The sequence below is a fragment of the Shewanella amazonensis SB2B genome (assembly GCF_000015245.1).
Taxonomy (GTDB): Bacteria; Pseudomonadota; Gammaproteobacteria; order Enterobacterales; family Shewanellaceae; genus Shewanella; species Shewanella amazonensis.
Genome location: NC_008700.1, coordinates 1,560,602 through 1,586,065 on the forward strand (window position 1 = coordinate 1,560,602; position 25,464 = coordinate 1,586,065).

29 protein-coding genes are annotated in these 25,464 nt (G+C 53.6%); 18 read left to right on the forward strand and 11 right to left on the reverse strand.

Features of this window, described 5'->3' with window-relative positions:
* Nucleotides 1-63 precede the first annotated feature (63 nt).
* Nucleotides 64-1,434, reverse strand: coding sequence for a DEAD/DEAH box helicase (locus SAMA_RS06670; protein WP_011759389.1), 1,371 nt, complete (start codon nt 1,432-1,434; stop codon nt 64-66).
* 235 nt (nt 1,435-1,669) lie between these two features.
* On the opposite strand from SAMA_RS06670, the gene SAMA_RS19680 reads away from it, so the two are divergent.
* From SAMA_RS19680 to SAMA_RS06695, 6 genes are all read left to right on the forward strand, one after another.
* On the forward strand, nt 1,670-1,843 hold the full coding sequence (locus SAMA_RS19680; RefSeq protein ID WP_198134305.1) for a hypothetical protein: 174 nt from the start codon (nt 1,670-1,672) through the stop codon (nt 1,841-1,843).
* Between the two features lie 94 nt (nt 1,844-1,937).
* The gene (gene rssA, locus SAMA_RS06675) at nt 1,938-2,873 is read left to right on the forward strand and encodes a patatin-like phospholipase RssA (RefSeq protein ID WP_011759390.1); all 936 of its coding nucleotides are present in this window, start codon (nt 1,938-1,940) and stop codon (nt 2,871-2,873) included.
* 273 nt (nt 2,874-3,146) lie between these two features.
* Nucleotides 3,147-5,264 (forward strand): anaerobic ribonucleoside-triphosphate reductase, encoded by a 2,118-nt coding sequence (gene nrdD, locus SAMA_RS06680; protein ID WP_011759391.1) that lies wholly within the window; start codon nt 3,147-3,149, stop codon nt 5,262-5,264.
* Nucleotides 5,265-5,304: 40 nt separating this feature from the next.
* Nucleotides 5,305-5,802: an anaerobic ribonucleoside-triphosphate reductase-activating protein gene (gene nrdG / locus SAMA_RS06685; RefSeq protein ID WP_011759392.1), complete on the forward strand. Its 498-nt coding sequence runs from the start codon at nt 5,305-5,307 to the stop codon at nt 5,800-5,802.
* Between the two features lie 252 nt (nt 5,803-6,054).
* The gene (gene ribA, locus SAMA_RS06690) at nt 6,055-6,672 is read left to right on the forward strand and encodes a GTP cyclohydrolase II (protein WP_011759393.1); all 618 of its coding nucleotides are present in this window, start codon (nt 6,055-6,057) and stop codon (nt 6,670-6,672) included.
* 53 nt (nt 6,673-6,725) lie between these two features.
* On the forward strand, nt 6,726-7,550 hold the full coding sequence (locus tag SAMA_RS06695; protein ID WP_011759394.1) for a hypothetical protein: 825 nt from the start codon (nt 6,726-6,728) through the stop codon (nt 7,548-7,550).
* Nucleotides 7,551-7,621: 71 nt separating this feature from the next.
* Here the strand turns inward: SAMA_RS06695 and SAMA_RS19925 are convergent, their stop codons facing one another.
* From SAMA_RS19925 to SAMA_RS06715, 4 genes are all read right to left on the reverse strand, one after another.
* A complete protein-coding gene (locus SAMA_RS19925; protein ID WP_011759395.1) occupies nt 7,622-8,257 on the reverse strand; it encodes a VF530 family protein in 636 nt (211 codons plus the stop codon).
* 123 nt (nt 8,258-8,380) lie between these two features.
* The gene (locus SAMA_RS06705) at nt 8,381-9,814 is read right to left on the reverse strand and encodes a carbon starvation CstA family protein (RefSeq protein WP_011759396.1); all 1,434 of its coding nucleotides are present in this window, start codon (nt 9,812-9,814) and stop codon (nt 8,381-8,383) included.
* A 120-nt stretch (nt 9,815-9,934) separates the two neighbouring features.
* The gene (btsR, locus tag SAMA_RS06710; protein WP_011759397.1) at nt 9,935-10,645 is read right to left on the reverse strand and encodes a two-component system response regulator BtsR; all 711 of its coding nucleotides are present in this window, start codon (nt 10,643-10,645) and stop codon (nt 9,935-9,937) included.
* Nucleotides 10,642-12,351, reverse strand: coding sequence for a sensor histidine kinase (locus tag SAMA_RS06715; protein ID WP_011759398.1), 1,710 nt, complete (start codon nt 12,349-12,351; stop codon nt 10,642-10,644). The genes btsR and SAMA_RS06715 overlap by 4 nt, the downstream gene beginning before the upstream one ends.
* A 128-nt stretch (nt 12,352-12,479) precedes the next feature.
* On the opposite strand from SAMA_RS06715, the gene SAMA_RS06720 reads away from it, so the two are divergent.
* Nucleotides 12,480-12,722, forward strand: a complete 243-nt coding sequence (locus tag SAMA_RS06720; RefSeq protein WP_011759399.1) for a YecH family metal-binding protein — start codon at nt 12,480-12,482, stop codon at nt 12,720-12,722.
* Here SAMA_RS06720 and SAMA_RS06725 read toward each other — a convergent pair.
* The 6 genes from SAMA_RS06725 to suhB form a co-directional block, all read right to left on the reverse strand.
* The gene (locus SAMA_RS06725) at nt 12,719-13,066 is read right to left on the reverse strand and encodes a ribbon-helix-helix protein, CopG family (protein ID WP_011759400.1); all 348 of its coding nucleotides are present in this window, start codon (nt 13,064-13,066) and stop codon (nt 12,719-12,721) included. The genes SAMA_RS06720 and SAMA_RS06725 overlap by 4 nt on opposite strands.
* Nucleotides 13,053-13,721: an AAA family ATPase gene (locus tag SAMA_RS06730; protein WP_011759401.1), complete on the reverse strand. Its 669-nt coding sequence runs from the start codon at nt 13,719-13,721 to the stop codon at nt 13,053-13,055. Before SAMA_RS06730 ends, SAMA_RS06725 begins: the two co-directional genes overlap by 14 nt.
* A gap of 75 nt (nt 13,722-13,796) precedes the next feature.
* Complete coding sequence (locus tag SAMA_RS06735) at nt 13,797-14,099, reverse strand: PilZ domain-containing protein (RefSeq protein ID WP_011759402.1); 303 nt, start codon at nt 14,097-14,099, stop codon at nt 13,797-13,799.
* Nucleotides 14,100-14,231: 132 nt separating this feature from the next.
* Nucleotides 14,232-14,636: a phosphate-starvation-inducible protein PsiE gene (locus SAMA_RS06740; protein WP_011759403.1), complete on the reverse strand. Its 405-nt coding sequence runs from the start codon at nt 14,634-14,636 to the stop codon at nt 14,232-14,234.
* Nucleotides 14,637-14,735: 99 nt separating this feature from the next.
* Entirely contained in the window at nt 14,736-15,905 is a 1,170-nt protein-coding gene (locus SAMA_RS06745) for an NnrS family protein (RefSeq protein ID WP_011759404.1), read from the reverse strand.
* 129 nt (nt 15,906-16,034) lie between these two features.
* Complete coding sequence (gene suhB, locus SAMA_RS06750) at nt 16,035-16,838, reverse strand: inositol-1-monophosphatase (RefSeq protein WP_011759405.1); 804 nt, start codon at nt 16,836-16,838, stop codon at nt 16,035-16,037.
* Between the two features lie 155 nt (nt 16,839-16,993).
* Here suhB and trmJ point away from each other — a divergent pair, with 155 nt between their 5' ends.
* The 11 genes from trmJ to SAMA_RS19685 all read left to right on the forward strand — a co-directional run bounded on the left by trmJ (nt 16,994) and on the right by SAMA_RS19685 (nt 25,437).
* On the forward strand, nt 16,994-17,716 hold the full coding sequence (gene trmJ / locus SAMA_RS06755) for a tRNA (cytosine(32)/uridine(32)-2'-O)-methyltransferase TrmJ (protein ID WP_011759406.1): 723 nt from the start codon (nt 16,994-16,996) through the stop codon (nt 17,714-17,716).
* Nucleotides 17,717-17,748: 32 nt separating this feature from the next.
* Complete coding sequence (gene cysE, locus SAMA_RS06760; protein WP_011759407.1) at nt 17,749-18,570, forward strand: serine O-acetyltransferase; 822 nt, start codon at nt 17,749-17,751, stop codon at nt 18,568-18,570.
* A 192-nt stretch (nt 18,571-18,762) separates the two neighbouring features.
* Nucleotides 18,763-19,224, forward strand: a complete 462-nt coding sequence (gene iscR, locus SAMA_RS06765) for a Fe-S cluster assembly transcriptional regulator IscR (RefSeq protein WP_011759408.1) — start codon at nt 18,763-18,765, stop codon at nt 19,222-19,224.
* A 77-nt stretch (nt 19,225-19,301) separates the two neighbouring features.
* Nucleotides 19,302-20,516, forward strand: a complete 1,215-nt coding sequence (locus SAMA_RS06770) for an IscS subfamily cysteine desulfurase (RefSeq protein WP_011759409.1) — start codon at nt 19,302-19,304, stop codon at nt 20,514-20,516.
* A 30-nt stretch (nt 20,517-20,546) separates the two neighbouring features.
* Entirely contained in the window at nt 20,547-20,930 is a 384-nt protein-coding gene (gene iscU / locus SAMA_RS06775) for a Fe-S cluster assembly scaffold IscU (protein ID WP_011759410.1), read from the forward strand.
* 12 nt (nt 20,931-20,942) lie between these two features.
* On the forward strand, nt 20,943-21,266 hold the full coding sequence (gene iscA, locus SAMA_RS06780; RefSeq protein WP_011759411.1) for an iron-sulfur cluster assembly protein IscA: 324 nt from the start codon (nt 20,943-20,945) through the stop codon (nt 21,264-21,266).
* Nucleotides 21,267-21,275: 9 nt separating this feature from the next.
* A complete protein-coding gene (hscB, locus tag SAMA_RS06785) occupies nt 21,276-21,800 on the forward strand; it encodes a co-chaperone HscB (RefSeq protein WP_011759412.1) in 525 nt (174 codons plus the stop codon).
* A 54-nt stretch (nt 21,801-21,854) separates the two neighbouring features.
* On the forward strand, nt 21,855-23,714 hold the full coding sequence (gene hscA / locus SAMA_RS06790; RefSeq protein WP_011759413.1) for a Fe-S protein assembly chaperone HscA: 1,860 nt from the start codon (nt 21,855-21,857) through the stop codon (nt 23,712-23,714).
* 8 nt (nt 23,715-23,722) lie between these two features.
* Complete coding sequence (gene fdx, locus SAMA_RS06795; protein ID WP_011759414.1) at nt 23,723-24,058, forward strand: ISC system 2Fe-2S type ferredoxin; 336 nt, start codon at nt 23,723-23,725, stop codon at nt 24,056-24,058.
* A 157-nt stretch (nt 24,059-24,215) separates the two neighbouring features.
* Nucleotides 24,216-25,121 carry a 30S ribosomal protein S6--L-glutamate ligase gene (rimK, locus tag SAMA_RS06800; RefSeq protein ID WP_011759415.1) on the forward strand — a complete coding sequence of 302 codons (906 nt, stop codon included), beginning with the start codon at nt 24,216-24,218 and terminating at the stop codon, nt 25,119-25,121.
* Nucleotides 25,122-25,275: 154 nt separating this feature from the next.
* Nucleotides 25,276-25,437, forward strand: coding sequence for a hypothetical protein (locus tag SAMA_RS19685; RefSeq protein ID WP_011759416.1), 162 nt, complete (start codon nt 25,276-25,278; stop codon nt 25,435-25,437).
* Nucleotides 25,438-25,464: the final 27 nt, after the last annotated feature.

Below are 25,464 nucleotides of genomic sequence, written 5' to 3' on the forward strand. Positions count from 1 at the left end.
TCTGTCACTTAATTGGTTCGGTGCTTTCGCTCGAGCGAAAACGTGCGCCTTGATCTGAGTATCTCAGTCTTCGCCCAGCTCATCAGCGTCATCGTCCTCGGGCACAATCGGTGCCGGGAGGGGCTTTTTACGGATCATTGGCGCATCGCCCACATCCACGCCGGTGAGGAAGCGCTTGTCACGGCTGCGTTTCTCACCCTTGGGTGCATCTGCGGTTTGCCGTTTGGTCTTGCCCGCAGCTTTTGCCTTGGCACCGGCGTCTTTGCGTTCACGCTTGGGCGCCAGCCCCTTGAACTTGGCTTCCAGACCTTCAAGCACGCTGAACTCAAAAGTCTTTTGCAGCAGGATCTGGACCTTGAGGAAATTATCCCAGTCTTTTGGTCCCACCAGCGAAATGGCGGTGCCCTTGTTTCCTGCGCGGCCGGTGCGGCCAATGCGATGTACGTATTCCTCGGCAAACTTCGGCATGTCGAAATTTACCACCAGGGACACGTTGGAGATATCCAGACCGCGGGAAGCTACGTCGGTAGTGACCAGAATGCGGTGATGTTCACGGCTGAAGCTGTCCATGATTTGATTGCGCTGTGCCTGGCGCAGCTCGCCGGACAAGGCTGCCGTGTTGTAGCCTTTTTCGGCCAGCAGGGTGGCCAGGCGCTCTGTGTCCTGACGGGTGGCGGTAAAAATCATCACCTGACGGAAGTTATTGCCGCTGAGCAGGCGCTCAAGCAGGGCTTCTTTATGTTCCAGATGGTCGGCAAGCAGGATTTGTTGCTCGATATCACCGTGGCCCAGGTGCACGGCATCGATGGCAACATGTTCAGGCTCTTTGAGCAGTTCTGCCGCCAACTCGTGCACTTCGCCATGTTCCAGGGTGGCCGAGAACATCAGGGTTTGTCTGCGGCGATGGTCGGCGGCGGCGTTGATGGCTTTCAGCTGAGGTGCAAAGCCCAAATCCAGCATGCGATCGGCTTCGTCGAGTACCAGCAGTTCGAGCCCGTTTAAAAAAAGGTGCCTCTGCTGCAGATGGTCGGCGATGCGACCGGGCGTCGCCACAATGAAATGTGGCTCTCTTGCAAGGGCCTTGGCCTGATCGTTAAAGTTTTCACCGCCCAGTACGCTGATGGCCCGGTATTGGGTGTTGGCCACCAGCAGACGAAGCTGGGCATACACCTGCTGAGCCAATTCTCGTGTGGGCAGCAAAATAAGCACCCGAGGGTCTTTTTTCGACAGCGCCTTGCTGGAAATCACCCTTTGCATGGCAGGCAGCAAAAATGCCAGCGTCTTTCCCGATCCCGTCTTGGACGAGGCCATCAAATCTTTGCCCGCGAGGGCAACAGGAATGGCCTGACTCTGGATGGGGGTAGGCGTCTCTATGCCCATGTGCTTCAGGCTTTGCATGAGGCGCTTATCGAGGGAAAAATCAGAAAATTGCAAAGGATGGTCTCCGGAAAAATTCAAGCCGGGAATTATAGCGCCATCGGCAGCTTGGCGCCATGACAAGTGTGCGTCCGCCCGCGTTACAGCGCGCTCCCTATCGAAGATGTGTGTCAATATCCGTGACAATCGTCAAAAAACCGTTACCGGCGCTTTATTCGCCGGAATATTTGCCTTATGTTTGAGCGATTGAAAAATCTCAATCAACAACCACCCTGCCGCCCCGGAGGCGCAAATGGATTTTTGGATTGCACTCGCCATAGTCATTTTCGGTTGGATGATCCCGGTTTTGCACATCGGATTATCTGACGTGGTGACTGCCCGCCAAAAAAGTTGGTGGATACTGGCTGTGACTGTGGGGTCCTGGTTTGGCTGGCTGGGTTACCTATTTAAGGCCCGGCAACAATAGATTGTTTCCTTTCTTCCCAAGCGCTGGCTCCTGCCGGCGCTTGTCGTTTATAGTCAGAGTCATTCTTGCCTTCATCTTTGCAAAGGAGTCGTAGATGAGCCAACCCCGTATTGGAATTGCCCTGGGCAGTGGTGCAGCTAAAGGCTGGGCCCACATTGGGGTGTTCAATGCCCTCGATGAGTTGGGAATAAAGCCCGAACGGGTCGCCGGGTGTTCCATTGGGGCTTTGGTGGGGGCTGCTTATGTCAACGGTCGCCTCGGCGACCTCGAAGCCTGGGTCAGAAGTTTTTCGAGCTGGGATGTTCTTGGGCTGATGGACTTAAGCTGGCGCCGTGGCGGCCTTATCCGGGGGGAAAAGGTGTTTGATGTAATGCAAAGTCGCATCGGCAGTATGGACATTGAGTCCATGTCCATGCCCTTTATTGCGGTGGCGACTGACTTGTACAGTGGTCAGGAGATCTGGTTTCGCCAGGGCGATTTACGCCATGCGGTCAGGGCATCCTGTTCCATGCCAGGCATACTGCCGCCGGTGCGACAAGGGCACAGATGGCTGGTAGACGGCGCCGTAGTTAATCCTGTACCTGTGTCGGCCTGTCGTGCCCTTGATGTGGATTTGGTGATTGCGGTGGATTTGGATGGACAGCGTCGCAGCCGTATTCAGGCTGTGCCGGTTGACCTTCGCAGTGAGGCCATCAGTCCTCAGGAAGAAACCCGGGCCCTTGCCGAGCAAGAGGGCGGCTTTATGGACCTCTTTGCCCGCGGCCGCGACTATATCGCCAGCCTGTCGGATAAATTTGCCCTCGGTACCCGGGATGACCCCGGCATGCTGGCGGTGATGAACCAGTCCATGGAGATAGTGCAGCAACGACATAAGAGGGCACGTCTGATGGGCGACCCGCCCGATGTGTGCTTGGTCCCCAAGGTCGCCGACATAGGCACCATGGAGTTTCACCGCGCAGCCGAGGCCATAGATGCGGGCTACAGCGCTGTGATGGCCCAGGCCCATTTGCTGGAAGCTGCCCTCGGTTAATCCCGTTATTTCAGCGTAAAAGCCGCCAGTCTCTCAATGAGTCTGGCGGCTTTTTTGTGCCTGCCTAATGGTGATTTTTCTTCCGGTCAAGGGGCTAAATCGTGAAAGGGTTACCTGCCACAGGTTTTCAAAAAGGGGAAATTTATCTTTTTCCCAAACATGATCCATATCAAGGTATCGGTCTGGTATTTATCGCCTAATACACTACATTTTGTATCTGGATAAAAAATAAGCTCAACATATAGTGATTGGGTAAACGGAGAGGACCTGTATATGCCAGTGGTTATCAAGCGGGATGGTTGCCGCGCTGCCTTTGATGAAACCCGGTTGCGGGATGCTGTTATTGCAGCCCAGGGCGCAGCCGGTGTCGAGGATAAAGACTATGCGGCCACGGTGGCGTCGGTGGTGGCAGCCGAGGTGGCCCAGCGCGACGAAGTTGCTATCCACGAGCTGCAGGATGCAGTGGAAAACTGCCTGATGTCCGGTCCCTATAAAGAGGTTGCCCGTCACTATATCGAATATCGCCACGACAGAGACGTATGCCGCGAAGCAACCAGTCGACTGAATCTGGAAATCCGTTCGCTGGTGGAGCAAACCAATGCGGCGTTGCTGCATGAAAACGCCAATAAAGACTCCAAGGTGATCCCGACCCAACGTGACTTGCTCGCCGGCATTGTCGCCCGTCACTATGCCAAGCGCCACATTTTGCCCAAGGCGGTGGTGGCAGCCCATGAGGCGGGGGAGATACATTATCACGATCTGGATTACTCACCCTTTTTCCCTATGTTCAACTGCATGCTGATTGACCTTGCTGGCATGTTGACCAAGGGCTTTAAAATGGGCAACGCCGAAATCGAAACGCCCAAGTCTATTTCCACCGCGACTGCTGTGACAGCGCAGATCATCGCCCAGGTGGCCAGCCACATCTATGGCGGTACCACCATCAATCGCATCGATGAAGTGTTGTCACCCTATGTGGCCAAGAGCTATGACAAACACTACCAAACGGCGCTGCACTGGGGCATTACCGATGCGGTGGCCTATGCCCGTGCCCTGACAGAAAAAGAGTGTCACGATGCTTTCCAGTCGCTGGAATACGAAGTGAACACCCTGCATACGGCTAACGGACAGACCCCATTTGTCACCTTTGGCTTTGGTCTTGGCACCAGTTGGGAGTCGCGGCTGATTCAGCAGTCCATTCTTAAGGTGCGGATGGCGGGACTGGGTAAAAACCGCAAAACAGCAGTATTCCCCAAACTGGTGTTTGCCATCCGCGATGGCATCAATCACAAGCAGGGTGACTGCAACTACGATATCAAGCGTCTGGCACTCAAGTGCGCCACCGAGCGCATGTATCCGGACATTCTCAACTACGAGCAAGTGGTGCGTGTCACCGGGTCATTCAAAACCCCCATGGGCTGTCGCAGCTTCCTTGGGGTGTATGAAAAAGACGGTGAGTTGGAGCACGAAGGCCGTAATAACCTGGGGGTGGTCAGTCTTAACCTGCCACGTATCGCCATTGAAGCCGGTGGCGATGAAAGTCGCTTCTACAGCTTGCTGGAGGAGCGTTTGCAGGTGGCACGACAGGCCCTCGATAGCCGCATTGAACGCCTGAAAGGGGTGAAGGCCCGGGTTGCGCCGATTCTGTACATGGAAGGAGCATGCGGCGTTCGACTGCGCCCGGACGATGATATTGAGCCCATATTCAAAAATGGTCGTGCGTCCATCTCCCTTGGCTACATAGGCCTGCATGAAACCGTAAACGCCCTTTATGGTACGCAGGAGCATGTGTACGACTCCGAGGAGCTTCGGCAAAAAGCCGTTGCCATCGTGGCGCGCCTCAAGCAGGCCACCGAGCAATGGAAGCAGGAAACCGGGTACGGTTTCAGCCTGTACAGTACACCCAGCGAAAGCCTGTGCAGCCGCTTTGCCAAGTTGGATATCAAGGCCTTTGGCCTGATACAAGGGGTGACTGACAAGGGCTACTACACCAACAGTTTCCACCTGGATGTGGAAAAGAAAGTCTCGCCATTTGATAAAATCGATTTTGAGATGCCATACCCAGAGCTCGCCAGTGGTGGCTTTATTTGCTACGGCGAATATCCCAATATGCAGCACAATATTGATGCACTGGAGGACGTGTGGGACTACAGCTATACCCGGGTCCCTTACTATGGCACCAATACCCCCATCGATGAGTGCTACGACTGTGGCTTTACCGGCGAATTTGACTGCACCAGCAAGGGCTTTGTATGCCCGGTTTGCGGAAACCATGAGCCCAGTCGTGTGTCAGTAACACGCAGGGTGTGTGGCTATCTTGGCAGCCCTGATGCGCGTCCCTTTAATCATGGCAAGCAGGAAGAAGTCAAACGCCGGGTCAAGCATCTCTGATGGCAAGGCTTTATCATGGCAGCGCAAGGAGCATCCTCTTGTGAACTACCATCAGTACTATCCGTTGGATGTGCTTAACGGGCCGGGCACCAGGGCTACGCTCTTCGTGTCCGGCTGCGAACACCAATGCCGTGGCTGTTACAATCAATCCACTTGGGATGTGCGAAGTGGTCATCTTTTTGATGAGGTGATGCTGAGCCGAATAATCGATGACCTCAACGACTCGCGCATTCGCCGCCGGGGGCTTAGCCTCTCCGGTGGCGATCCTCTGCTGCCGGCCAATCTTGCCGGCATTGCTGAGCTGGTGGCGCGGGTGCGCTCTCAGTGCCCGGGCAAGGATATCTGGCTGTGGACGGGCTACCGACTGGAGACCTTGAGCGAAGCGCAGCTGGCGCTGGCCTCCCGTGTGGATGTGATTGTGGACGGCCCCTTTGAGCAGCAACTTGCCGACAGACGGCTTAAGTTTCGGGGCAGCAGCAATCAGCGTATCTTTTGTCGCAGCGGTGATGGATTTGTACCCTGGAGGGAACAGGATTAACCCGCAGTCCACGCCCGAATCGTTACGCAAATTGTGCCAATGAGGACCTGCAGCTTGGTTTCAGGCCGCAACCCTGATGTCGAATTGTCTATCTTATGCCGACTCAGATACCCCAGTCAGTCACTTGGGTATTCCTGCGGGCGACAAAAGCGCATAGAATAGGCCACCCGGTGAGGTTATCTTACCAAGGTTGTTGAGCTGTCAGGGAAAGTGCTGGACTCAGGGATTGAGCGTAGTCGTTAGGAATATTTCATGTCGATAAAGTATGTCGCCACCTCCAAGTTGCCAACGCCCTGGGGCGTTTTTGCCATGCACGGTTTTGAAGACAGTGAAACCGGAAAGGAGCATGTGGCACTGACCTTTGGCGATCTCAGTGGTGATGCTCCTGTACTGGGACGGATCCATTCTGAATGTTTGACCGGTGACGCCCTGTTCAGCCTGCGCTGTGACTGTGGTTTTCAGCTGCAAACAGCCATGCAGCGCATCGCTGAAACCGGCCGTGGCTTTATTTTGTATCTGCGTCAGGAAGGGCGCGGCATTGGTCTGCTAAACAAAATCCGTGCCTATGAGTTGCAGGATAAAGGAGCCAATACCGTCGAGGCCAACGAGCAGCTCGGATTTGCCGCCGATATGCGCAAGTACGATATGATAGCCCCCATGTTGGCGCATCTGGGTATTTCCCGGGTCAAGCTGATGACCAATAATCCCCGTAAAGTCAACGCCATGAAAGATGTGGGTATGGATGTGGTTGAGCGAGTACCGCTGCAGGTGGGGAAAAATCGCTACAACGAAGCTTACCTCAAAACCAAGTCTGATAAGCTCGGACACATGATGTCTGAAGAGCACTTCAAGGCTCAGCATCAGGACTGATTGTGCAAACTGGTGTTTAGTGGGGAAACCTTTTATAGTCGGGGCATTCATAGATGGATGCCCCGATTGCTTTGAAGCCTGCCAGAATTTTCGCCATCCTGCTTTTGTCTTCCCCCTGTGTGGCCCAGCAAGCCCCTGATGTCAGCCATTATGCCTTTGCCAACTATTTGGGCAGTGGTATCTACAGCTCTGCCGGTGACAGCGCTGCCGTGGTAAATATTCCCCTGTCCTTCGACATAGAATCCTCTTCAGAGCACAGTCTGTTGCTGCGTATGCCGTTGTCGCTGGGCTTTTTCAACTACAACTGGGATGAATTGCCGGAAGGTGATTTTCCGGATGCCGTGGGCACAGTTACTGTGACACCGGGGATTGAATACCACTGGCGCGCAAGTCCAAATTTGAAGATGGAGACCTATCTTGATATCGGATTTGGGCACAACTTCTCTGACAACAGTAATGTGGGGATTCTGTCAGCCGGGATCTCGACTTTGTATTCCTTTGGCAGTGAGACATATCAACCCTTGTGGGTCAGCCGGTTTTACTCAGCAGGTTATCGCAGCATACAGAGCGGCAGTGAAGAGCATTACTCGGCACTTACCTCGGGCGTGGAGTCGGGGCTGGGATGGGGCTTTAGCGCATGGGAGCGGCAGATGGAGCCCAGATTGTTCGTGGCCATGCACTGGTATTTTGGCCGGGGAGAGTTGGCAGATGAGTTTGTCGGCGCCCTCTTTGGTGAGAGCACTCTGGAGCTGGGATTGAGCCTGGTGTTCGACAAGCCGCTGGAGTTTGAAGTGGTATCGATAGAGCGGGTAGGGTTCAGCTACAGTAAAGCCGGTGGCGAAGACGTATGGCGGGTGTTCTTCAGCCACCCGCTTTAACATCTCGCTCTTAGCCCTGCATCTCGACTTTAGCCCGGCATCTCGCCCTTAGCCCAGCATCGTTGGGGGCGTTATTTTTTGCCCCAAATGTCGGCATTGGTGCCCATCGAATCGGGGCTCGCCGAACCCTTGCTCGTCGATTGAGTCTCTGCTGCAACCCTGTTGCCCGTGCGCTTGAGGCTCAGTGTGGGCTGACGTTTGGGCGCTTGGGTGCCTTTGTCTGTACTTGAACCTGCCGAATGGGCCCTTGCTCCCCCACGATTTTTGTTTTCCGAGGTCTTGCTGCCAAAGCTGGGTTTCTTGCCTTTATCGCCCGACGGGCGGTTGGCACTCTTGCCATAGGGCGACGGCTTGTCACCACCTGGCTGCCTGTTACCGCCATCAGGTTTGGCTGTTCTGGGCTTAGCCGCGCCTTTATTCGATGGCCTGTCCGAATTGTCTTCTTTGGGTTGGCGTACGGGGCGCTCCGGCACCGGAAAACCCATATGACTTAGGTACAGGTCTTCTACCTTGGCCCGGGCCCAGGAGGTACGGCGCAAAAACTTCAGACTGGAATCCAGACTGGGATCAACGGCAAAACAGCGGATGCGAATTTCGTCGGCAAGCTTTGTCCAACCGAGCTCTTCCACCAGATGTTCGAGAATGGCTTTCAGTGTCAGGCCATGGAGTGGATTGTTGGCCTGGGTTGGTGGAGTTTGTTGGGACATAGTGGCTCGTTTGAATGGCAATCAAGGCGATTGGGGGAGGCATTGTAACCTGCCGAATGGATAAAAAACAAAGGCCGGCGAACGCCGGCCTTTCAGTGAGTATGAGTTACCCGGGGGGGGGGATTAGGCTTCTTCAGCCAGTTCCACCGATTTACCCTTGATTTTAATCACCAGCAGCGTAGCCACTGCGAAGGCGACCAGCACACCCACGACCGTGGAGATGGTCATTGGCAGGCCTGCACCCAGGGTTGCGGAGTTCAGCAGGAAGGTCACTACCACTGAGGTCATGAACATGGCCGGAATGGTGCAAATCCAGTGCAGCTTGTTGTGGCGCAGCAGATAGGCTGAGGCAGTCCACAGCATCAGCACGGCTGTTGCCTGGTTAGCCACACCGAAGTAACGCCAGATCACACCGAAATCGACCTGAGTCAGTATGCCGCCCAGCACGAACAGCGGGATGGCCAGCATCAATCGCTTAGGCAGTTGGGTTTGTGGCATGTTGAAGAATTCAGCCAGGATAAGACGCGCTGAACGGAATGCAGTATCACCAGAGGTAATGGGCAGAATAATCACTCCAAGCACCGCCATAAAGCCACCCACTGCACCCAGCAGGCCGGTAGACGCTTCGTACACCACGTTGGCAGGGTTACCGGCCATACCGGTTGCCAGGCCTTCAACACCTCCGAAGAACGACAGGGCAATGGCACACCAAATAAGGGCGATGATGCCTTCACCAATCATGGCGCCGTAAAACACAAAGCGGCCATTGGTTTCGTTTTCCATGCAGCGTGCCATCAGGGGAGACTGAGTGGCGTGGAAGCCAGATACGGCGCCGCAGGCGATGGTGATAAAGAGAGCAGGCCACAGTGGCATGTCATTGGGGTTGAGGTTGGTGAGGAAATCAGAGGCTTCAACACCGGGCAGCAAGCTGTGCTCAGAAGAGACGATGAGTGCCACAGTCAGACCCACAGACATAAACAGCAACAGGGCGCCGAAGAAGGGGTACAGACGACCGATGATTTTGTCTACCGGCACAATGGTCGCAATCAGGTAGTAAACGAAAATGATGCCCACAAACAGGCTGACGCTAAGGCCAGTGAGTTTTCCAAGCAGGCCCGCTGGAGCGGAAATAAATACCACACCCACGAGCAGCAGCAGAATGGTGGCAAACACGTTCATAAAGTGTTTAGCACTTTTACCCAGGTATTTACCGGCAAGGTTGGGCACAGACTGGCCACCGTTTCGCACCGACAGCATACCGGAGAAGTAGTCGTGTACCGCACCGGCAAAAATACAGCCAATCACAATCCACAACATGGCGGCTGGGCCGTATAGGGCACCGAGGATCGGGCCGAAGATGGGGCCGACACCGGCGATATTCAGCAGTTGGATCAGATAGACCTTGCCTTTGGACATGGGCACATAGTCCACGCCATCGGTTTGGGCAAACGCCGGGGTTTGCCGTTTGGCGTTAATTCCGAATACCTTCTCGACGAAGGCGCCGTAAACAAAGTAGCCGACGAGAAGCAGGCCGACACAGAGTAAAAACCAAGTCATGTTGAGGATCTCCCCTTTTTTGAGTAGTGCCAGTCTACGAAAGGGGATGTCCAGTGTCTCAGTCTTTTGGGTGAACGGTCGATTTGGCAGGTTAAGCGGTTGTTATCAGACTTGAGCGGTTTACAGGAAGCCGAAGTGGGATTTAAGTTCCTTAAGATAACGGCGGGAAACCGGTACCCGGGCCCCGCTGCGGGTAACCACCTCGGCTCCGCCATCAAGCAGTACGATTTCTGCGATGGCCGCCGGGGCTATCAGATATTGGCGATGGCAGAATATCAGCGGGGTTTTTTCTTCCAGCAGTTTGAGGGTCATTTGGGTGTGCACCCTGCCATTGGCCGTCGATACATGGATGCCGCCGACATCGCTGAACACATACTCAACCTCTTCAATCGGAACCACTTTCAGACGATTACCGCTGAAGCAGGGAAGATGAGCGAGGCGCTCGGGAGCAAGCGATGTGACATCCTGTGGCCGCTGGTCTTTTCGCACCCTGTCCATGGTGTTCGCCAGTCGGGCATCATCGATGGGTTTGAGCAGGTAATCAAAGGCATGCAGTTCAAACGCTTTGATAGCGTATTCATCAAATGCGGTAACAAACACTACCCGGGGCATAGTGTCTTTATCGAGCATCGCCAGGAGTTCCATTCCGCTGATGCGTGGCATCTGAATATCCAAAAACAACAAAGCCGGCTTATGCTGGTTTATCGCCTGTATGGCTTCGATGGCGTTACTGGCCTGTGCCACGATATTCACATCTGGATGGCGTACCAATAGCTCGGCCAGGGCCTCCCTGGCGAAGGGCTCATCATCCACCAGAATGCATGAGATCATCTCGGCTTGTCTCCCGAATTGTCGGTGTCGATGGGTGTGTCGACGTTGATTGGCAGGCAAATTCTGACCCGGGTGAGCGTATCGGGTTCGCATTCAACCGTCACGCCGTACTGTTCTCCAAATTGATTTTGAATGCGTTTATGCACCAGATTCATCCCCAGACCTTCATTGTTGGGAGTGGGGCGATACAACCCCGCGTTGTCGGCGACTTCCAACACCAGCATCTGCTCCTGCTGCCTGCCACTCACGTCAATCACGCCCGGTGACAGCAATTGTGAGGTGCCGTGTTTTACAGCATTTTCGATAATGGGTTGCAGAGTAAAGGCGGGTAGCTTCTGGTGCATCAGTTCGGGGGGGATGGCGATATTCACGCTGAGGCGATCGATAAAACGGGCTTTTTCGATGCCAAGGTAGGCGTCGATATGCTCAAGTTCATCGGCCAGGGTAACCATTTCCGGGCTGCGTTTCAGATTAATGCGTAAAAACTGCGATAGCTTTTGCAGCAGTCCGCGAGCCATATCAGGGTCGCGGCGAATGATGGCGCCAATGGTATTAAGCGCATTGAACAGGAAATGGGGGTTTACCTGCGCCTGCAACAGCTTAAGCTCGGTTTGGGTGAGCAGGTTCTTTTGTTGCTCTACCCGACCATAGAGGATTTGGTTGGACAGGAGTTTGGCAATACCTTCGCCAAGGGTGCGGTTGATGTTTAAAAATAATTTGTTCTTGGGCTCGTAGAGCTTAATGGTGCCTATGACTTCAGTATCGCTGCGAAGGGGGATCACCAAACTTGAACCCAAACGGCATTGGGAGGAAATAGAACAGGCGTAGGGCACTTCCATCCCATCGGCAAACATTACCTTGTTGTCTCGGATAGCTTCGAGTGTGATGGCCGAGGCAATGGGTGTTCCCGGTATATGGTGGTCGGCGCCAATACCAATAAAGGCGAGCAGTTTTTCCCTGTCAGTGATGGCCACGGCGCCAACATTGGTTTCTTCGATAACAATTCGGGCGACCTGGGCGCTGGTTTTTTCGTTAAATCCCTGAGACAAGAGCCCAACACTGCGTTCCGCAATCTTCAGCGCCTTGGTGGAAAAGGTGGAGGAGAGCTTATCAAACATCGCTTTTTGATCTTTGAGCATGCTCATAAAGAGGGCCGAGCCCATGGAGTTCACCAGCAGCATGGGAGGGGCAATTTGCCTCACCAGTGCCCAGGCTTCGTCATAGGGTTTGGCGACCAGCAGTATGATGAGCATTTGCATGACTTCGGCATAGAAGGTAACAAAGCCAGCCACCAGAGGGTGGAAAATCAGTTCGGTTTTTCCGGCTCGGCGAAGTGTCAGGCTGATAAGCCCGGCAGAAAGCCCCTCGAGCGTTGTCGAGAGTGCGCAGGCGACATCGGTAAAGCCCCCCATGCTATACCTGTGCAGGCCGCCGGTAAGGCCAACAAAAAAGCCGGTCACAGGTCCACCGAGCAGGCCACCGAGTACGGCTCCCATGGCCCTGGTATTGGCTATTGCGCCGTGGGTTTGCTCGCCAAAGTAGGTGGCCATAATGCAGAAGGCCGAAAAAATAACATAGATGATGACCTTGTGGGGCAATCTGGGGGCGTTTTCGGTGAGAACCTTAAACAGAGGTGTTTTACTGGCGAGGTAAACAAACACCAAGTAGAGACACATTTGCTGGGTCAGCAGCAGGATAAGCGACATGAAGACTCCTGTGAGGCCTGTATTACCTGAACTTTGCGCTGGCGCAGAGAAACGCTGAGCAGGCTGGGTTATAAGATGCCAATGATTTGCCTTAAATCCCACATGTACCTGAAACAGCGGAGCTCCCAATGACCCAATCTGTTCACGGCCATCAAGTGATGGCTTTGATGTTAGCCCACGGTAAACCTCTGACTCAAGATGCACTTGTGTCCTTGATTGCGCAAACTTTTGGTGATTCGGCCAGGTTTCACACTTGCAGTGCGCAAGGGTTAACAGCCGGCGAGCTAATAAGGTTTTTGAAGCAAAAGGGGAAATTTATTGAAACAGAGCAGGGCCTGGTGACACTTCAAGCCCTGATTTGTGAGCACTAGTTGTCTTCTTCGCCACGACGAAGAATGTGATCCTGTTCACCTGCACTTTTTTCGTGGAATTCTTTGATGAGGATACGAAGCAGCTTGGATTTGGCGATGCCTGATTGTTTTGCCAACTCATCGAGTTGCTTAATCGACTTGGTGGTCAGGCTAAAGGTGGCGTGACGGTAGACCTTGGTGGTCGATTTATCCAGTCCCAATTTTACACGTGCAGCCAGATGCTCCTCATCGAGCAAAGTAGGCCGTCCGTGAGCATAATTGTTGGCATCATCGATGAAATCTTCCACCGATATTTTACCGCGGTCCTGTTTGGGCTTTTTACGCTTTAAGTCAGTTAAGCTCATAGGAATTTTCTGGTGGTATGGCCAAGAGTTCATCGGCAATGGCACGAATTTCTTCGGCGGCTTTGCCGTCGGGCTCGATTTCGATGACCGAGGATCCTTTTTCCTCACTGTCATCATAGATGTTGCGGCTGAAGGTGACAGAGTCCAGCACTCTCAAACCAAAGGATGTAACAACTTCCTTTGCTTCAATGATGCGTTTGGCCTGAGTGGGCAAAGCAGGGCACTGAGTCAGCACGACAGTTGCGACCATCTTGGGGTTAACCATCTTACAGGTACTGAGCATGTCTTCCATGTGCGGCAGTGTTTTGAGGTCACGCCGTTTTGGCCTCAGTGGCACAACAACGTAAGTTGCCACCGACATGGCGGCACGCATGGCGAGGTTATCCTGACCACCACAGTCCACAATCACATAGTCGAAACGTTCATTCAGGCTCAAGAGATCGTTACGGATTTTACCGTATAACTGGATGCAATTGATTTGCGGCAGGCTGGGATCGTTGTTTCGGGCCTGGATCCAATCAGAGGTTGTTCGCTGGGGGTCACAGTCCACCATGAGCACGTTGGCATTGAATTTTTGGGTGATATGCACTGCAATATTCTGCGCCAGGCAACTCTTGCCACTACCGCCTTTTTCACCACCAACCAGCAAAATCATAATGGACGCTCCGTAAAAGCCAATCTTTTCACATCAGTATAGAACAGTGTGTCGGAAACGATAGAAAAGCATCGCTTAAATCAATTGCATAGCAATATGATAACTCTGCGCTTTACTCTCTTTACAGCGGCAAACCTGCCCCTGAACAGTATTCTGTTTGTCTGTGCCTGGATTAAAGGTCACTTCGACCAGTTCTCCCAACGCGAAAGGCTGACGATATTCAAACAGTAAGCCACGCCTCGACAGGTCAATACAGACACCATCGTCATTTCGTTCAATACCATCTTTATCAACCCAGCTGACCAGCACGCGTTCTGCTTCTAAATCTACCCTGAGTGATCTGCGTCTTTCTTCGTAATCTTTTGGATTGTCATCCATCACGGCCTTCTCCTCTGGCACATTACAAGCGCTTAAAAATCAGCATAATTCCTTTTACTTAAGAATACCAATGCTCCATTAAGGTGAATGAAAAAAAGCCGGAAATTGACCGGCTTAAAGGCGGATACAGCGTCAGTTGTCGTATTCCTGATTTTTAGGATAGGGCATTTTCAATTGACCCCATCGGATGACTATCACGGTAGCCGCAAGCACCACGGTTGAGAGAGATATTGCCAAAATACGCCAGTCATCCATGCTCTTCATATCGAGGATGAGGTAACGCGCCAGCGCAACGATGGCAATGTAAAGCGGCATTCGTACCGGTAATTTACCCGACTCGGCATAATTGGCCACCATGGCCAGCACTTCCAAATAGATGAACAACAGCAGCAAGTCTGCCAGCTGTACTTTTCCCATGTTGAGGATGTGCGCGATCTCCTGGCCAATGGCCGCGACCGTGGCCACAGCAATGATTGCCAGCACCAGATTCTCGGTGAGCTTCAACAGCTTTGAGCCATATTTACGGTACAGATCCATCTCTATCTCCCTAGCATTGTTTAGAAAGATAGTAACAGTCTTTTGCCAGCACGGTGCATGACACACCGTGACTGGCTTCACAATTGAGAAAGGATGAGCCTAACCCGGACGGCCATCAGCTCTGGGGGAGGCCAGCATTGGGCCGTATTTGAGGATAAAAATACCAAACGCCAGCCCCCATGTGACTGCAGAGGCGATAAGCAGCGGCAGATATGCAGCAGGAATTAGCCCGGCCATCACCCTGAGTACAACGGCAAGCAGTACCAACACAAAACCGGCCACCATGGCTTTGGGGGGCTCAAGCATCCGGCCGGTATGGCCCAGAGAAACCCGTGCCATCATTGCCAGAATCATGCCACCCATGCCCCCGGCGGCCAGCGCATGAAACCCTGCAGAAAAGGGCAGACCCATGGCAATGATCCCGAGCCCGACCGGAATGCACAGGTAGCTTAAATGCAAAGACCAAAGCAGCGGGACACCCAGGGTGTGGCGCCAGCCCCAGCGATGCCAGCGAAGCAAAATAATGATGGCTGCTACAGCGGCGATTGGGCGTTGCAGTGCGGTCAGATCAAAAATCAGCGCCCCAATCAGCATCAACAGCGAGACAAAGGTTCCGGCATCGAGATACCAAAGATTCGTCTTGCGCTGATAGGCGCTGGCGCGTTCAGTGAAAAAGGGGATAACCCGGCCACCGAGGAGCGCCACTATCATGATTACCACCAACGCGGCTCCGTGCAGCGCCTTTTGGGCCTGTATCGCGTTGCCGTCGGTCAAAGCAAGGTAGGAGAGGGCGTTGAGGCTTGCCATCAACAGCAGCATGGGCACAAACACCAGATTACGCCATTGTTTTACCTTGGTGACACTGTGGCCCAATGCAAGGGCAACAGCGGGTAAAAAAGTGAGGTCCATTACCATCACCAGCTCGAACGGAACTGAGGTGATGGGAAGTGTGAGCCTGGGGGCAAGCCACAGCAATACCAGGGCCAGCAGCTTATTGCCGCCAAGCCCGGGCACTCCGGTCCAATTCTGGACAGCTGTGAGTAAAAAGCCGGCGATGATGGCCGTTACAAAGCCAAAAAGCATCTCATGACCGTGCCACCAGTAAGCGCCTCCATGGGGTTGGAAGTTAATGGCGCCGGATAGTGCCAATACCCAAAGGACAACGCCCAGGACGCTGAGGGCGGCGCCAAATAAAAAGAACGGACGAAAGCCCAGTCTGAGCAGTGGCGGGATGGATTCGGTCTTGCGGGGATCATGGATATTGAGCATGGCGCACCTAAACCTGAGTAAATTTGTTGGTTATTATAAGGTGCTTAAAATATGCATGTAAATTGATATGGTGCACAAAAACAAAAACCGCCGTGAGGCGGTTCTTGAATTAGGAATCTTTTCTGAATCTTAGCGCTTGAGGGCTTCGTTCAAAAGAGGACGCATGGTTTTCACCAGTGCGGTAGTCGCCTTGGGTGAGCCAGCCACTATGTTGCCGGACATCAGATAGTTGTGACCACCGGTAAAGTCAGTCACAGTACCACCGGCTTCACGCACAATCAGGTCACCGGCAGCGATGTCCCACGGCTTGAGACCAAGCTCGAAATAACCATCCATGCGACCGGCAGCGACATAGGCCAGATCCAGAGAGGCTGCTCCGGCGCGGCGAAGGTCAGCGCACTGGGCAAACACTTCGTTGAGCACGTTCATGTAGGTCTGGGTGTGTTGGCGTGACTTGAATGGGAAACCCGTGGCGATGATGGTGCCATTGAGGTCCTGAACGTTGCTCACGCGAACGCGGAAGTCGTTTACCTTGGCGCCCTGACCGCGGACGGCGCTGAACAGCTCGTCACGCACCGGGTCGTAGACTACGGCAACTTCAGTTTTACCTTTGTATTGCAGGGCGATGGAAACGGCGAAATGGGGGATACCACGCATAAAGTTGGTGGTGCCATCCAGAGGGTCAACGATCCAGATATAATCTTTGTTCGTACCGCGGTTTTCACCCTGCTCTTCACCAACGATGGTGTGGTCGGGATAAGATTTGCGGATCTGGTAAACGATAGCTGCTTCGGCTTCCTTGTCTACGCTGGTAACAAAATCATTGATACCTTTGGTACTCACCTCGACGCGGTCGAGATCAGTATAAGCACGCATAATGGTTTGGCCGGCGGCGCGAGCGGCGCGCACAGCGATGGTCAGCATCGGATGCATTGCAATCCCCTGGATGTTAAAGAACGAAAAATGAGCGGCGCGCATTATACCGCATCTGCCGGGTATATCAATTACAGATTTTCATATAAGGATTTAACCGCCGCTGTGGTAGACTGCACCGCTCAGGATTTTTATCAATTAAATTAAGTCGTTTCATGCTCAGTAATATCCGCGTCGTCTTGGTAGGCACTTCCCATCCCGGTAACATAGGCTCCGTCGCTCGGGCTATGAAAACCATGGGTTTATCAAATCTTTATCTGGCAGAACCTCGCTGTGAGCCCGATGGTCAATCGGTAGCCTTGGCCGCTGGAGCCTGCGATATTTTGAAAAATCTCACCCGGGTTGAGTCACTCCACGAAGCCATCAAGGACTGTGCCCTGGTCATTGGCACCTCGGCACGCAGCCGTACGCTGGACTGGCCTCTGCTTGATCCCCGTCAGGCGGGTGGCAAACTGGCAGCTGAAGCCGTCAGTGGCCCTGTGGCCATTGTGTTTGGCCGAGAGAATCATGGCCTCTATAACGAAGAACTTCAGGCCTGCAATTATCACGTCTTTATTCCAGCCAACCCCGAATACATGTCGCTTAATCTGGCGCAAGCGGTACAAATCATCTGTTATGAGACACGTATTGCCCATTTGGCGCTGGAAAATCAGGCGGCCGAAGTGACCGAATACCCCTTGATGGAAGAGAACGAGCGATTCTTTGAGCATCTCGAAAGAACCCTGACCGGAACCGGGTTTATTATTAAGAATCATCCGGGGCAGGTGATGACCAAGTTAAGACGGCTATTTACCCGCGCCCGGATAGAAAACCATGAGATGAACATTCTGCGTGGCATCCTGACTTCCATCGAAAAGGCCGTCGGCAGCAAGAAGTAACCGAGCCCCGGGCTCAATGACAAGGAAACGACATGGGTGTGATATCCAGGCTGAAAGAAGACATTGCCTCCATTTACCACCGGGATCCGGCGGCGCGCAGCGCCATTGAAATCCTGCTGAATTATCCCGGCATGCATGCCATTTGGCTGCACAGGATAAGTCATAAACTGTGGAAGCGGGATTGGCGTTTTTTGGCCCGATGTTTGTCGACTTTCTCCCGCTGGCTGACCGGCGTGGAAATTCACCCGGGAGCCACCATTGGACGTCGTTTCTTTATCGACCACGGTATGGGCATTGTGATTGGTGAAACCGCCGAGATTGGCGATGATTGCACCCTGTATCACGGCGTGACGCTGGGCGGCACCAGCTGGAATGCAGGTAAACGTCACCCAACCCTTGAGAATAACGTGGTGGTGGGTGCCGGTGCCAAAATTCTCGGGCCTATCACCATGAAAGAGGGCAGCCGTGTTGGCTCCAACTCAGTGGTGGTAAAAGATGTGCCAGAACACACCACGGTAGTAGGGATCCCCGGCCGTGCTGTGGCGCAGCCATCGAGCCAGTCCAAAGAAACCACGGAACGTCGCAGCGCCATGGCCAAAAAGTATGGCTTCGACGCCTATGCGGTTTCGCCCGACAATCCGGACCCCGTCGCCAATGCCATCGGACAGATGCTCGACCACATGCATCTGATGGACTCTAAGGTGCAGGACCTTTGCCAGGAGCTGCAGCGCCTCGGCGGAAACGTGTGCACCGAGCGCCTGCCTGAGCTCGATGTTGGCGAGTTCAGTGAGGCCGAAGCCGCCGCCGCAGAGAAACGCCAGAACGCGCTGGATGAGTTTGATCCCAGTATCTGATCCCAAGACCGCAAAATTGGCCTTTTTACATTGATAAAAAGACTGAAAAAAGGTTAAATACCCCAGCTTTGTGCGGGGGTATTCTGAGGCACACCAATCCAATACTTGAGTAAATTAGTTGGTTTTATAGTTGACTAAATTACTCAGGTATGGTGAAATTGCTCCCAGAATTACAGGGGAACCACGGTTGCTATGAAACTGACATCAAAAGGCCGCTACGCCGTAACTGCTATGCTGGATGTGGCGATTCATTCCGCCCAAGGGCCTGTACCGCTGGCTGATATTTCCGAGCGCCAGGGGATTTCACTCTCTTACCTCGAGCAACTTTTTGCCAAGTTGCGCAAACATGGACTGGTCGCCAGTGTCCGCGGCCCGGGTGGCGGTTATCGCCTCGGGCTTGAAGCGGACGATATTTCTGTCGGCATGGTTGTCCATGCTGTTGACGAATCAGTGGATGCTACCCGCTGTCAGGGTGCTGGTAACTGTCAAAGTGGCAGTCGCTGCCTGACCCATTCTCTGTGGGGCGATCTCAGCAAACAAATTTCTGACTTTTTGAACGGTATCAGCCTCGCTGCACTTATGCAGAAACGGGATGTTCAGTACATCTCTGTGCAGCAGGATCAGATACAGAAAGGGCACAGGGCATCGGCTTAAGTCCTTGTGAATCCATAATAATTAAGCATGTACGTTGTAAGTAGCCTCGGTTGAGACTGCGAAGTACGGAGTGTGTGATGAAGCTTCCTATCTATTTCGATTACGCCGCAACGACCCCGGTTGACCCGCGCGTTGCTCAAAAAATGATGCAGTACATGACGATGGACGGCATCTTTGGTAACCCGGCTTCCCGTTCCCATCGTTACGGTTGGCAGGCGGAAGAAGCGGTAGATGTCGCCCGTTCGCAGGTGGCAGATCTGATTAATGCCGATCACCGCGAAATCGTGTTTACGTCCGGCGCCACCGAGTCAAACAACCTGGCTATTAAAGGCGTTGCACACTTCTATCAGAAGAAAGGCAAACACATCATCACGAGCAAAACCGAGCACAAAGCCGTGCTGGATACGTGCCGCCAGCTGGAACGTGAAGGTTTTGAAGTGACTTACCTCGAGCCTGGTGTGAACGGCATCATTCCCATGGAGCGCCTTGAGGCAGCCATGCGTGACGACACCATTCTGCTGAGCCTGATGCACGTGAATAACGAAATCGGCGTGGTACATGATATCGATGCCATTGGTGAGCTGTGCCGCAGCAAGGGCATTATTTTCCACGTGGATGCTGCCCAGAGCGCCGGTAAACTGCCGATTGACGTGCAAATTACCAAGGTTGACCTGATGTCGATTTCCGGTCACAAGATGTATGGCCCTAAAGGTATTGGTGCGCTGTATGTGCGCCGTAAGCCACGCATCCGTCTGGAAAGCCAGATGCACGGTGGCGGACACGAGCGCGGCATGCGCAGCGGCACTCTGGCTACGCATCAGATAGTAGGCCTCGGTGAAGCGGCTGCCATTGCCAAAGCAGATATGGAAAGCGATAACGCCCGTATCCACGCTCTGCGTGACCGCCTGTGGAACGGTATCAAAGATATCGAAGAGACCTATGTTAACGGTGACTTCGAGCAGCGCTACTGCGGTAACCTGAACGTCAGCTTTAACTTTGTTGAAGGTGAGTCCTTGATGATGGCCCTGAAAGATTTAGCCGTATCATCGGGCTCTGCCTGTACGTCTGCCAGTCTTGAGCCAAGCTATGTGCTGCGCGCTTTGGGACTGAGCGATGAAATGGCCCACAGCTCAATCCGTTTTTCCATCGGTCGCTTTACCACCGAGGAAGAAGTGGATTACGCCATCGGCATTATCCAGGGCTCTATCGGCAAGCTCAGAGAAATGTCCCCACTTTGGGAGATGTTCAAAGATGGTGTCGATTTGAGCAAGGTTGAGTGGGTACACCACTGATTGGTGGGTTGAGAGATTTGGAGCAGTATCATGGCATACAGTGAAAAAGTGATAGATCATTACGAGAATCCCCGTAACGTGGGTTCTTTTGACAAGAACGATCCCAGCGTAGTGACCGGTATGGTGGGTGCGCCTGCCTGCGGTGACGTGATGAAACTTCAGTTGAAGATCAACGACGCCGGCATCATTGAAGACGCCAAATTCAAAACCTACGGCTGTGGCAGCGCCATTGCTTCAAGCTCTTTGGTCACCGAGTGGGTGAAAGGCAAGAGCATCGAAGAAGCAGCTGCTATTAAGAACACGGATATCGCCGAAGAGCTGGCTCTGCCACCGGTGAAGATCCACTGTTCTATTCTGGCCGAAGATGCCATTAAGGCAGCTCTGGAAGAGTACAAGCACAAGCAAGCCAAGTAATTCGGAGTTCGTATGGCGATTTCTATGACACCCGCAGCCAATGAGCGAGTCAAAGCCTTCCTTGCCAATCGCGGTAAGGGTGTAGGCCTTCGTCTCGGTCTCAAGACGTCTGGCTGCTCGGGTATGGCCTACGTGCTGGAATTTGTTGACGATCTCAACGATGACGACGAAGTCTACGAAATAGACGGTGTTAATATCATCATCGATGCCAAGAGCTTCATTTACCTGCAGGGTATCGAGCTCGATTTCGTCAAGGAAGGCCTCAATGAGGGCTTCAAATTCAATAACCCCAATGCCAAGGGAGAATGCGGCTGCGGCGAGAGCTTCACCGTATAATCCGGTTTTATGAATTACTTCGAGCTGTTTAACCTTCCGGTTGCTTTCGATGTGAATACCAGTGAGCTCGCGGACAAATACCGCGAGCTTCAGCGTACCGTACATCCCGATAAGTTTGCCGCCGCCAGTGAGCAGGAAAAACTGCTTGCGGTCAGTCGTACAGCCATGGTGAACGACGGTTTCCAAACCCTCAAAGACCCCATTCGCCGCGCCGAGCATATGCTTGCGCTCAAAGGGGTTGATATTCGCCATGAAACCCAAACCGTGCGCGATACTGCATTCCTGATGCAACAAATGGAATGGCGCGAGGCATTGGAAGAGATTACCCACGCAGACGATCCCCACTGCCTGATTGCTGACCTGTACCAGTCTTTCGGTGACTTCCAAAAGCAGGTGACTGCCAAGCTCAAGACGTTGCTTGTCAGCGAAGACGACAATGACTTGCAAGCTGCGGCAGATCAGGTTCGCAAACTCAAGTTTATGGCAAAATTGCATGTGGAACTTGAGCGGGCGGAAGACGCACTGCTGGACTGACACATTCCTTTTTAAGCCGGCGTCGGTCGCCGGCGTAAGTTAAGTTGGACACCTATGGCCTTATTGCAAATCGCCGAGCCCGGCCAAAGCGCCGCGCCCCACCAACACAGACTCGCAGTCGGTATCGACCTTGGCACCACCAACTCTTTAGTGGCCGCGGTGCGAAGCGGTGAAGCCAGAACCCTGGCGGATGCCCAGGGCCGCCACTCTTTGCCCTCTATCGTGCGTTATGCAAAGGAGGGTATTTCCGTTGGCCAGGAAGCCGAACTGCACAGCGCCACCGATGCCGCCAATACCATAGTCTCTGTAAAACGCTTTATGGGCCGCAGCCTGGCGGATATTGAGGCTGGCAGTCAGCGTTTCCCTTATCAGTTCAGCGCCAGTGAAAACGGCTTGCCCCTGTTTAATACCCCTCAGGGACAGGTGAACCCGGTACAGGTGTCGGCCGAAATTCTGCGTCCGCTTATCGCCCGCGCCGAAGATACCCTTGGCGGAAGCCTGGAAGGTGCCGTGATTACTGTGCCTGCCTACTTCGATGATGCTCAGCGTCAGGGGACAAAGGACGCGGCGCAGCTTCTGGGTGTGAAAGTCCTACGATTGCTCAACGAGCCCACTGCTGCTGCCATCGCCTATGGTTTGGACTCAGGTCAGGAAGGCGTTATCGCCGTATATGACCTCGGCGGCGGTACCTTTGATATTTCCATTTTGCGTCTGAACCGCGGTGTGTTTGAAGTTTTGGCCACCGGTGGTGATTCTGCCCTTGGCGGCGATGATTTCGATCATCTGCTTGGCGGATATCTTGCTCAGCAATGGGGGCTGGATCTGGCCGATACTGGCCTCGGTCGTAAGCTGATGATCGAAGCCCGCAGAGTGAAAGAAGCTCTGACAGAGACAGATACCGTCACTGCGACTCTCGAGTATCAGGGGCAGGCTTACCATCACGACATCGACCGCGGGACCTTCGATGCCCTGATCGCCGCCTTGGTGAAAAAGACCATCGCCGCCTGTCGCCGCGCGCTGCGTGATGCGGGTATCGATGCTGGCGAAGTGCTGGAAACCGTGATGGTAGGCGGCTCGACCCGGGTGCCGTTGGTGCGTTCAGAAGTCGAAGCCTTCTTTGGTAAGGCGCCACTGACCAGCATTGACCCTGACCGGGTGGTAGCCATTGGCGCCGCCATTCAGGCGGATATTCTGGTTGGTAATAAACCCGAGTCGGATTTGCTGCTGTTGGATGTGATCCCGCTGTCGCTGGGTATTGAGACCATGGGCGGTTTGGTGGAGAAAATCGTTTCCCGCAATACCACCATTCCCGTTGCCCGCGCGCAGGAATTTACCACCTTTAAGGACGGCCAAACTGCCATGGCCTTCCATGTGGTACAAGGCGAGCGTGAGCTGGTACAGGATTGCCGCTCATTGGCACGCTTTACCCTGAAGGGGATACCACCGCTTGCTGCCGGCGCCGCCCATATTCGGGTCACTTTCCAGGTGGATGCTGATGGATTGCTCAGTGTCACCGCCATGGAAAAGTCCACCGGGGTGAAATCCAGCATTCAGGTGAAGCCTTCTTTTGGCCTGTCTGACACCGAAATCGCCACCATGCTCAAGGATTCCATGAAGCATGCCAAGGAAGACATCAGTCGCCGTATGCTGGCCGAGCAACAGGTAGAAGCTGCACGGGTGCTGGAGTCCCTGCATTCGGCGCTCGCCAAAGATAAGGTGCTGCTGTCTGAGGAAGAGCTAAACGATATCACCGCGGCCATGGCCGAACTTGCCGAAGTGGCCAAAGGCGATGATGCCGATGCTATTTTGGCGGCCATTGAGCGACTGGACAACCAAACCCAGGAGTTTGCCGCCAAACGTATGGACAATTCTATCCGCAATGCCCTCAAGGGCCAGTCGGTCGACACTATATAGGTAACAACATGCCGCAAATCGTATTTTTGCCTCACGAAGAACTCTGTCCTGATGGTGCCGTGGTTGAGGCCAAGGTGGGTGAGTCCATATTGGATGTGGCCTTAAGAAACGGGATCCACATTGAACATGCCTGTGAAAAATCCTGTGCCTGCACCACCTGCCACGTGGTGGTACGTGAAGGCTTTGATGAGCTCGAGCCATCGGACGAACTGGAAGATGATATGCTCGACAAAGCCTGGGGACTGGAGCCGGAAAGCCGCCTCTCTTGTCAGGCCAAGGTTGTGGATTGTGACCTGGTGGTCGACATTCCCAAGTACACCATCAACATGGTCAGTGAAGGCTAATCAGCGCCTTTCGATGATGAAAGCCAGTCTTATGACTGGCTTTTTTTTCGGCCGTCTCGCTATAGTTATTGGCACCGGCCACAGCGGCAATTGGCCGAGATTGCTTTTATACAAAAGGCGCGTATGATGCGCGAGTTTTTCATTATCGGAGTCATGAATGCGGATCGCTGTTTTATCTCAGGGGCCAGAACTCTATTCCACCCGTCGTTTGGTGGAGGCCGCCAAAGAGCGGGGTCATGAGGTCAGGGTCATTAACCCCCTTGAGTGTTATATGAACATCAATATGCGGGCGTCCAGCATTCACATTGCCGGGGAAGAGCTGCCTATTTTCGATGCCGTGATCCCCCGCATCGGCTCGGCCATCACCTTTTACGGCTGTGCCGTGCTGAGGCAATTTGAAATGATGGGGGTGTATACCCTAAATGAATCTGTTGCCGTTACCCGCTCCCGCGATAAGCTACGTTCAATGCAGCTGATGTCTCGTCGCGGTATAGGGTTGCCCATCACCGGATTTGCCAACAAGCCGTCGGACATTCCTGACTTGATTGAGATGGTTGGTGGTGCCCCGCTGGTGATTAAGTTGCTGGAAGGCACCCAGGGCATAGGTGTGGTGCTTGCCGAGACCCGCAAAGCGGCAGAGAGTGTGATTGAAGCCTTTATGGGCCTTAAGGCCAACATCATGGTGCAGGAATATATCCGCGAGGCCAATGGCGCCGATATTCGCTGTTTTGTGTTGGGTGACAAGGTGGTGGCGGCCATGAAGCGTCAGGCGGCGCCTGGCGAGTTTCGCTCCAATTTGCACCGCGGTGGCAGTGCGACTCTCGTTAAGCTGACACCGGAAGAGCGCTCTGTCGCCGTCCGTGCCGCCAAGACCATGGGACTGAATGTGGCTGGCGTCGATTTGCTGCGTTCAAACCACGGCCCGCTGGTGATGGAAGTCAACTCATCTCCCGGACTCGAAGGCATAGAAGGCGCTACCGGCAAGGATGTTGCCGGTGCCATCATTGCCTTTATTGAGAAAGCCGCCCATAAGAAACCCAAGCAAACGGGTGCCCGAGGTTAAGGACATTTTGTGATCCAGGATGGATTTTAAGGTTAACTCTTTGTAAGCCCATAAGAACTTTGATCGCCGTCAAACTCGCCATTGTCCATGGGCGTAAGCTTGTCACATGGCCGCCCAGAGCGGCATTCATGCTTATAAATAAAAGGACGCTGCCATGAAATCTGTACTGCCTCTGCTCCTGCTTGTTCCTGCCGCTGCCATGGCCCATGAGGGGCACGGTGGAGTGGGGCTCTTTCACCATATGATGGACCTGCTGCCTGCCATTGCGCTGGTGGCTATTGCCGGTACCTGGTGGTGGGCCAAGGGCCGCAAATAAGCCCTCTCAAATATTTCTGAACCAAAC

Coding starts and splice junctions, on each gene's coding strand:
- SAMA_RS19680 (WP_198134305.1), top strand. CDS start 1,670: ATGGATTTTTGGATTGCACTCGCCATAGTCATTTTCGGTTGGATGATC.
- rssA (WP_011759390.1), top strand. CDS start 1,938: ATGAGCCAACCCCGTATTGGAATTGCCCTGGGCAGTGGTGCAGCTAAA.
- nrdD (WP_011759391.1), top strand. CDS start 3,147: ATGCCAGTGGTTATCAAGCGGGATGGTTGCCGCGCTGCCTTTGATGAA.
- ribA (WP_011759393.1), top strand. CDS start 6,055: ATGTCGATAAAGTATGTCGCCACCTCCAAGTTGCCAACGCCCTGGGGC.
- SAMA_RS06695 (WP_011759394.1), top strand. CDS start 6,726: ATGGATGCCCCGATTGCTTTGAAGCCTGCCAGAATTTTCGCCATCCTG.
- SAMA_RS19925 (WP_011759395.1), bottom strand. CDS start 8,257: ATGTCCCAACAAACTCCACCAACCCAGGCCAACAATCCACTCCATGGC.
- SAMA_RS06705 (WP_011759396.1), bottom strand. CDS start 9,814: ATGACTTGGTTTTTACTCTGTGTCGGCCTGCTTCTCGTCGGCTACTTT.
- btsR (WP_011759397.1), bottom strand. CDS start 10,645: ATGATCTCATGCATTCTGGTGGATGATGAGCCCTTCGCCAGGGAGGCC.
- SAMA_RS06715 (WP_011759398.1), bottom strand. CDS start 12,351: ATGTCGCTTATCCTGCTGCTGACCCAGCAAATGTGTCTCTACTTGGTG.
- SAMA_RS06720 (WP_011759399.1), top strand. CDS start 12,480: ATGACCCAATCTGTTCACGGCCATCAAGTGATGGCTTTGATGTTAGCC.
- SAMA_RS06725 (WP_011759400.1), bottom strand. CDS start 13,066: ATGAGCTTAACTGACTTAAAGCGTAAAAAGCCCAAACAGGACCGCGGT.
- SAMA_RS06730 (WP_011759401.1), bottom strand. CDS start 13,721: ATGATTTTGCTGGTTGGTGGTGAAAAAGGCGGTAGTGGCAAGAGTTGC.
- SAMA_RS06735 (WP_011759402.1), bottom strand. CDS start 14,099: ATGGATGACAATCCAAAAGATTACGAAGAAAGACGCAGATCACTCAGG.
- SAMA_RS06740 (WP_011759403.1), bottom strand. CDS start 14,636: ATGGATCTGTACCGTAAATATGGCTCAAAGCTGTTGAAGCTCACCGAG.
- SAMA_RS06745 (WP_011759404.1), bottom strand. CDS start 15,905: ATGCTCAATATCCATGATCCCCGCAAGACCGAATCCATCCCGCCACTG.
- suhB (WP_011759405.1), bottom strand. CDS start 16,838: ATGCATCCGATGCTGACCATCGCTGTGCGCGCCGCTCGCGCCGCCGGC.
- trmJ (WP_011759406.1), top strand. CDS start 16,994: ATGCTCAGTAATATCCGCGTCGTCTTGGTAGGCACTTCCCATCCCGGT.
- cysE (WP_011759407.1), top strand. CDS start 17,749: ATGGGTGTGATATCCAGGCTGAAAGAAGACATTGCCTCCATTTACCAC.
- iscR (WP_011759408.1), top strand. CDS start 18,763: ATGAAACTGACATCAAAAGGCCGCTACGCCGTAACTGCTATGCTGGAT.
- SAMA_RS06770 (WP_011759409.1), top strand. CDS start 19,302: ATGAAGCTTCCTATCTATTTCGATTACGCCGCAACGACCCCGGTTGAC.
- iscU (WP_011759410.1), top strand. CDS start 20,547: ATGGCATACAGTGAAAAAGTGATAGATCATTACGAGAATCCCCGTAAC.
- iscA (WP_011759411.1), top strand. CDS start 20,943: ATGGCGATTTCTATGACACCCGCAGCCAATGAGCGAGTCAAAGCCTTC.
- hscB (WP_011759412.1), top strand. CDS start 21,276: ATGAATTACTTCGAGCTGTTTAACCTTCCGGTTGCTTTCGATGTGAAT.
- hscA (WP_011759413.1), top strand. CDS start 21,855: ATGGCCTTATTGCAAATCGCCGAGCCCGGCCAAAGCGCCGCGCCCCAC.
- fdx (WP_011759414.1), top strand. CDS start 23,723: ATGCCGCAAATCGTATTTTTGCCTCACGAAGAACTCTGTCCTGATGGT.
- rimK (WP_011759415.1), top strand. CDS start 24,216: ATGCGGATCGCTGTTTTATCTCAGGGGCCAGAACTCTATTCCACCCGT.
- SAMA_RS19685 (WP_011759416.1), top strand. CDS start 25,276: ATGAAATCTGTACTGCCTCTGCTCCTGCTTGTTCCTGCCGCTGCCATG.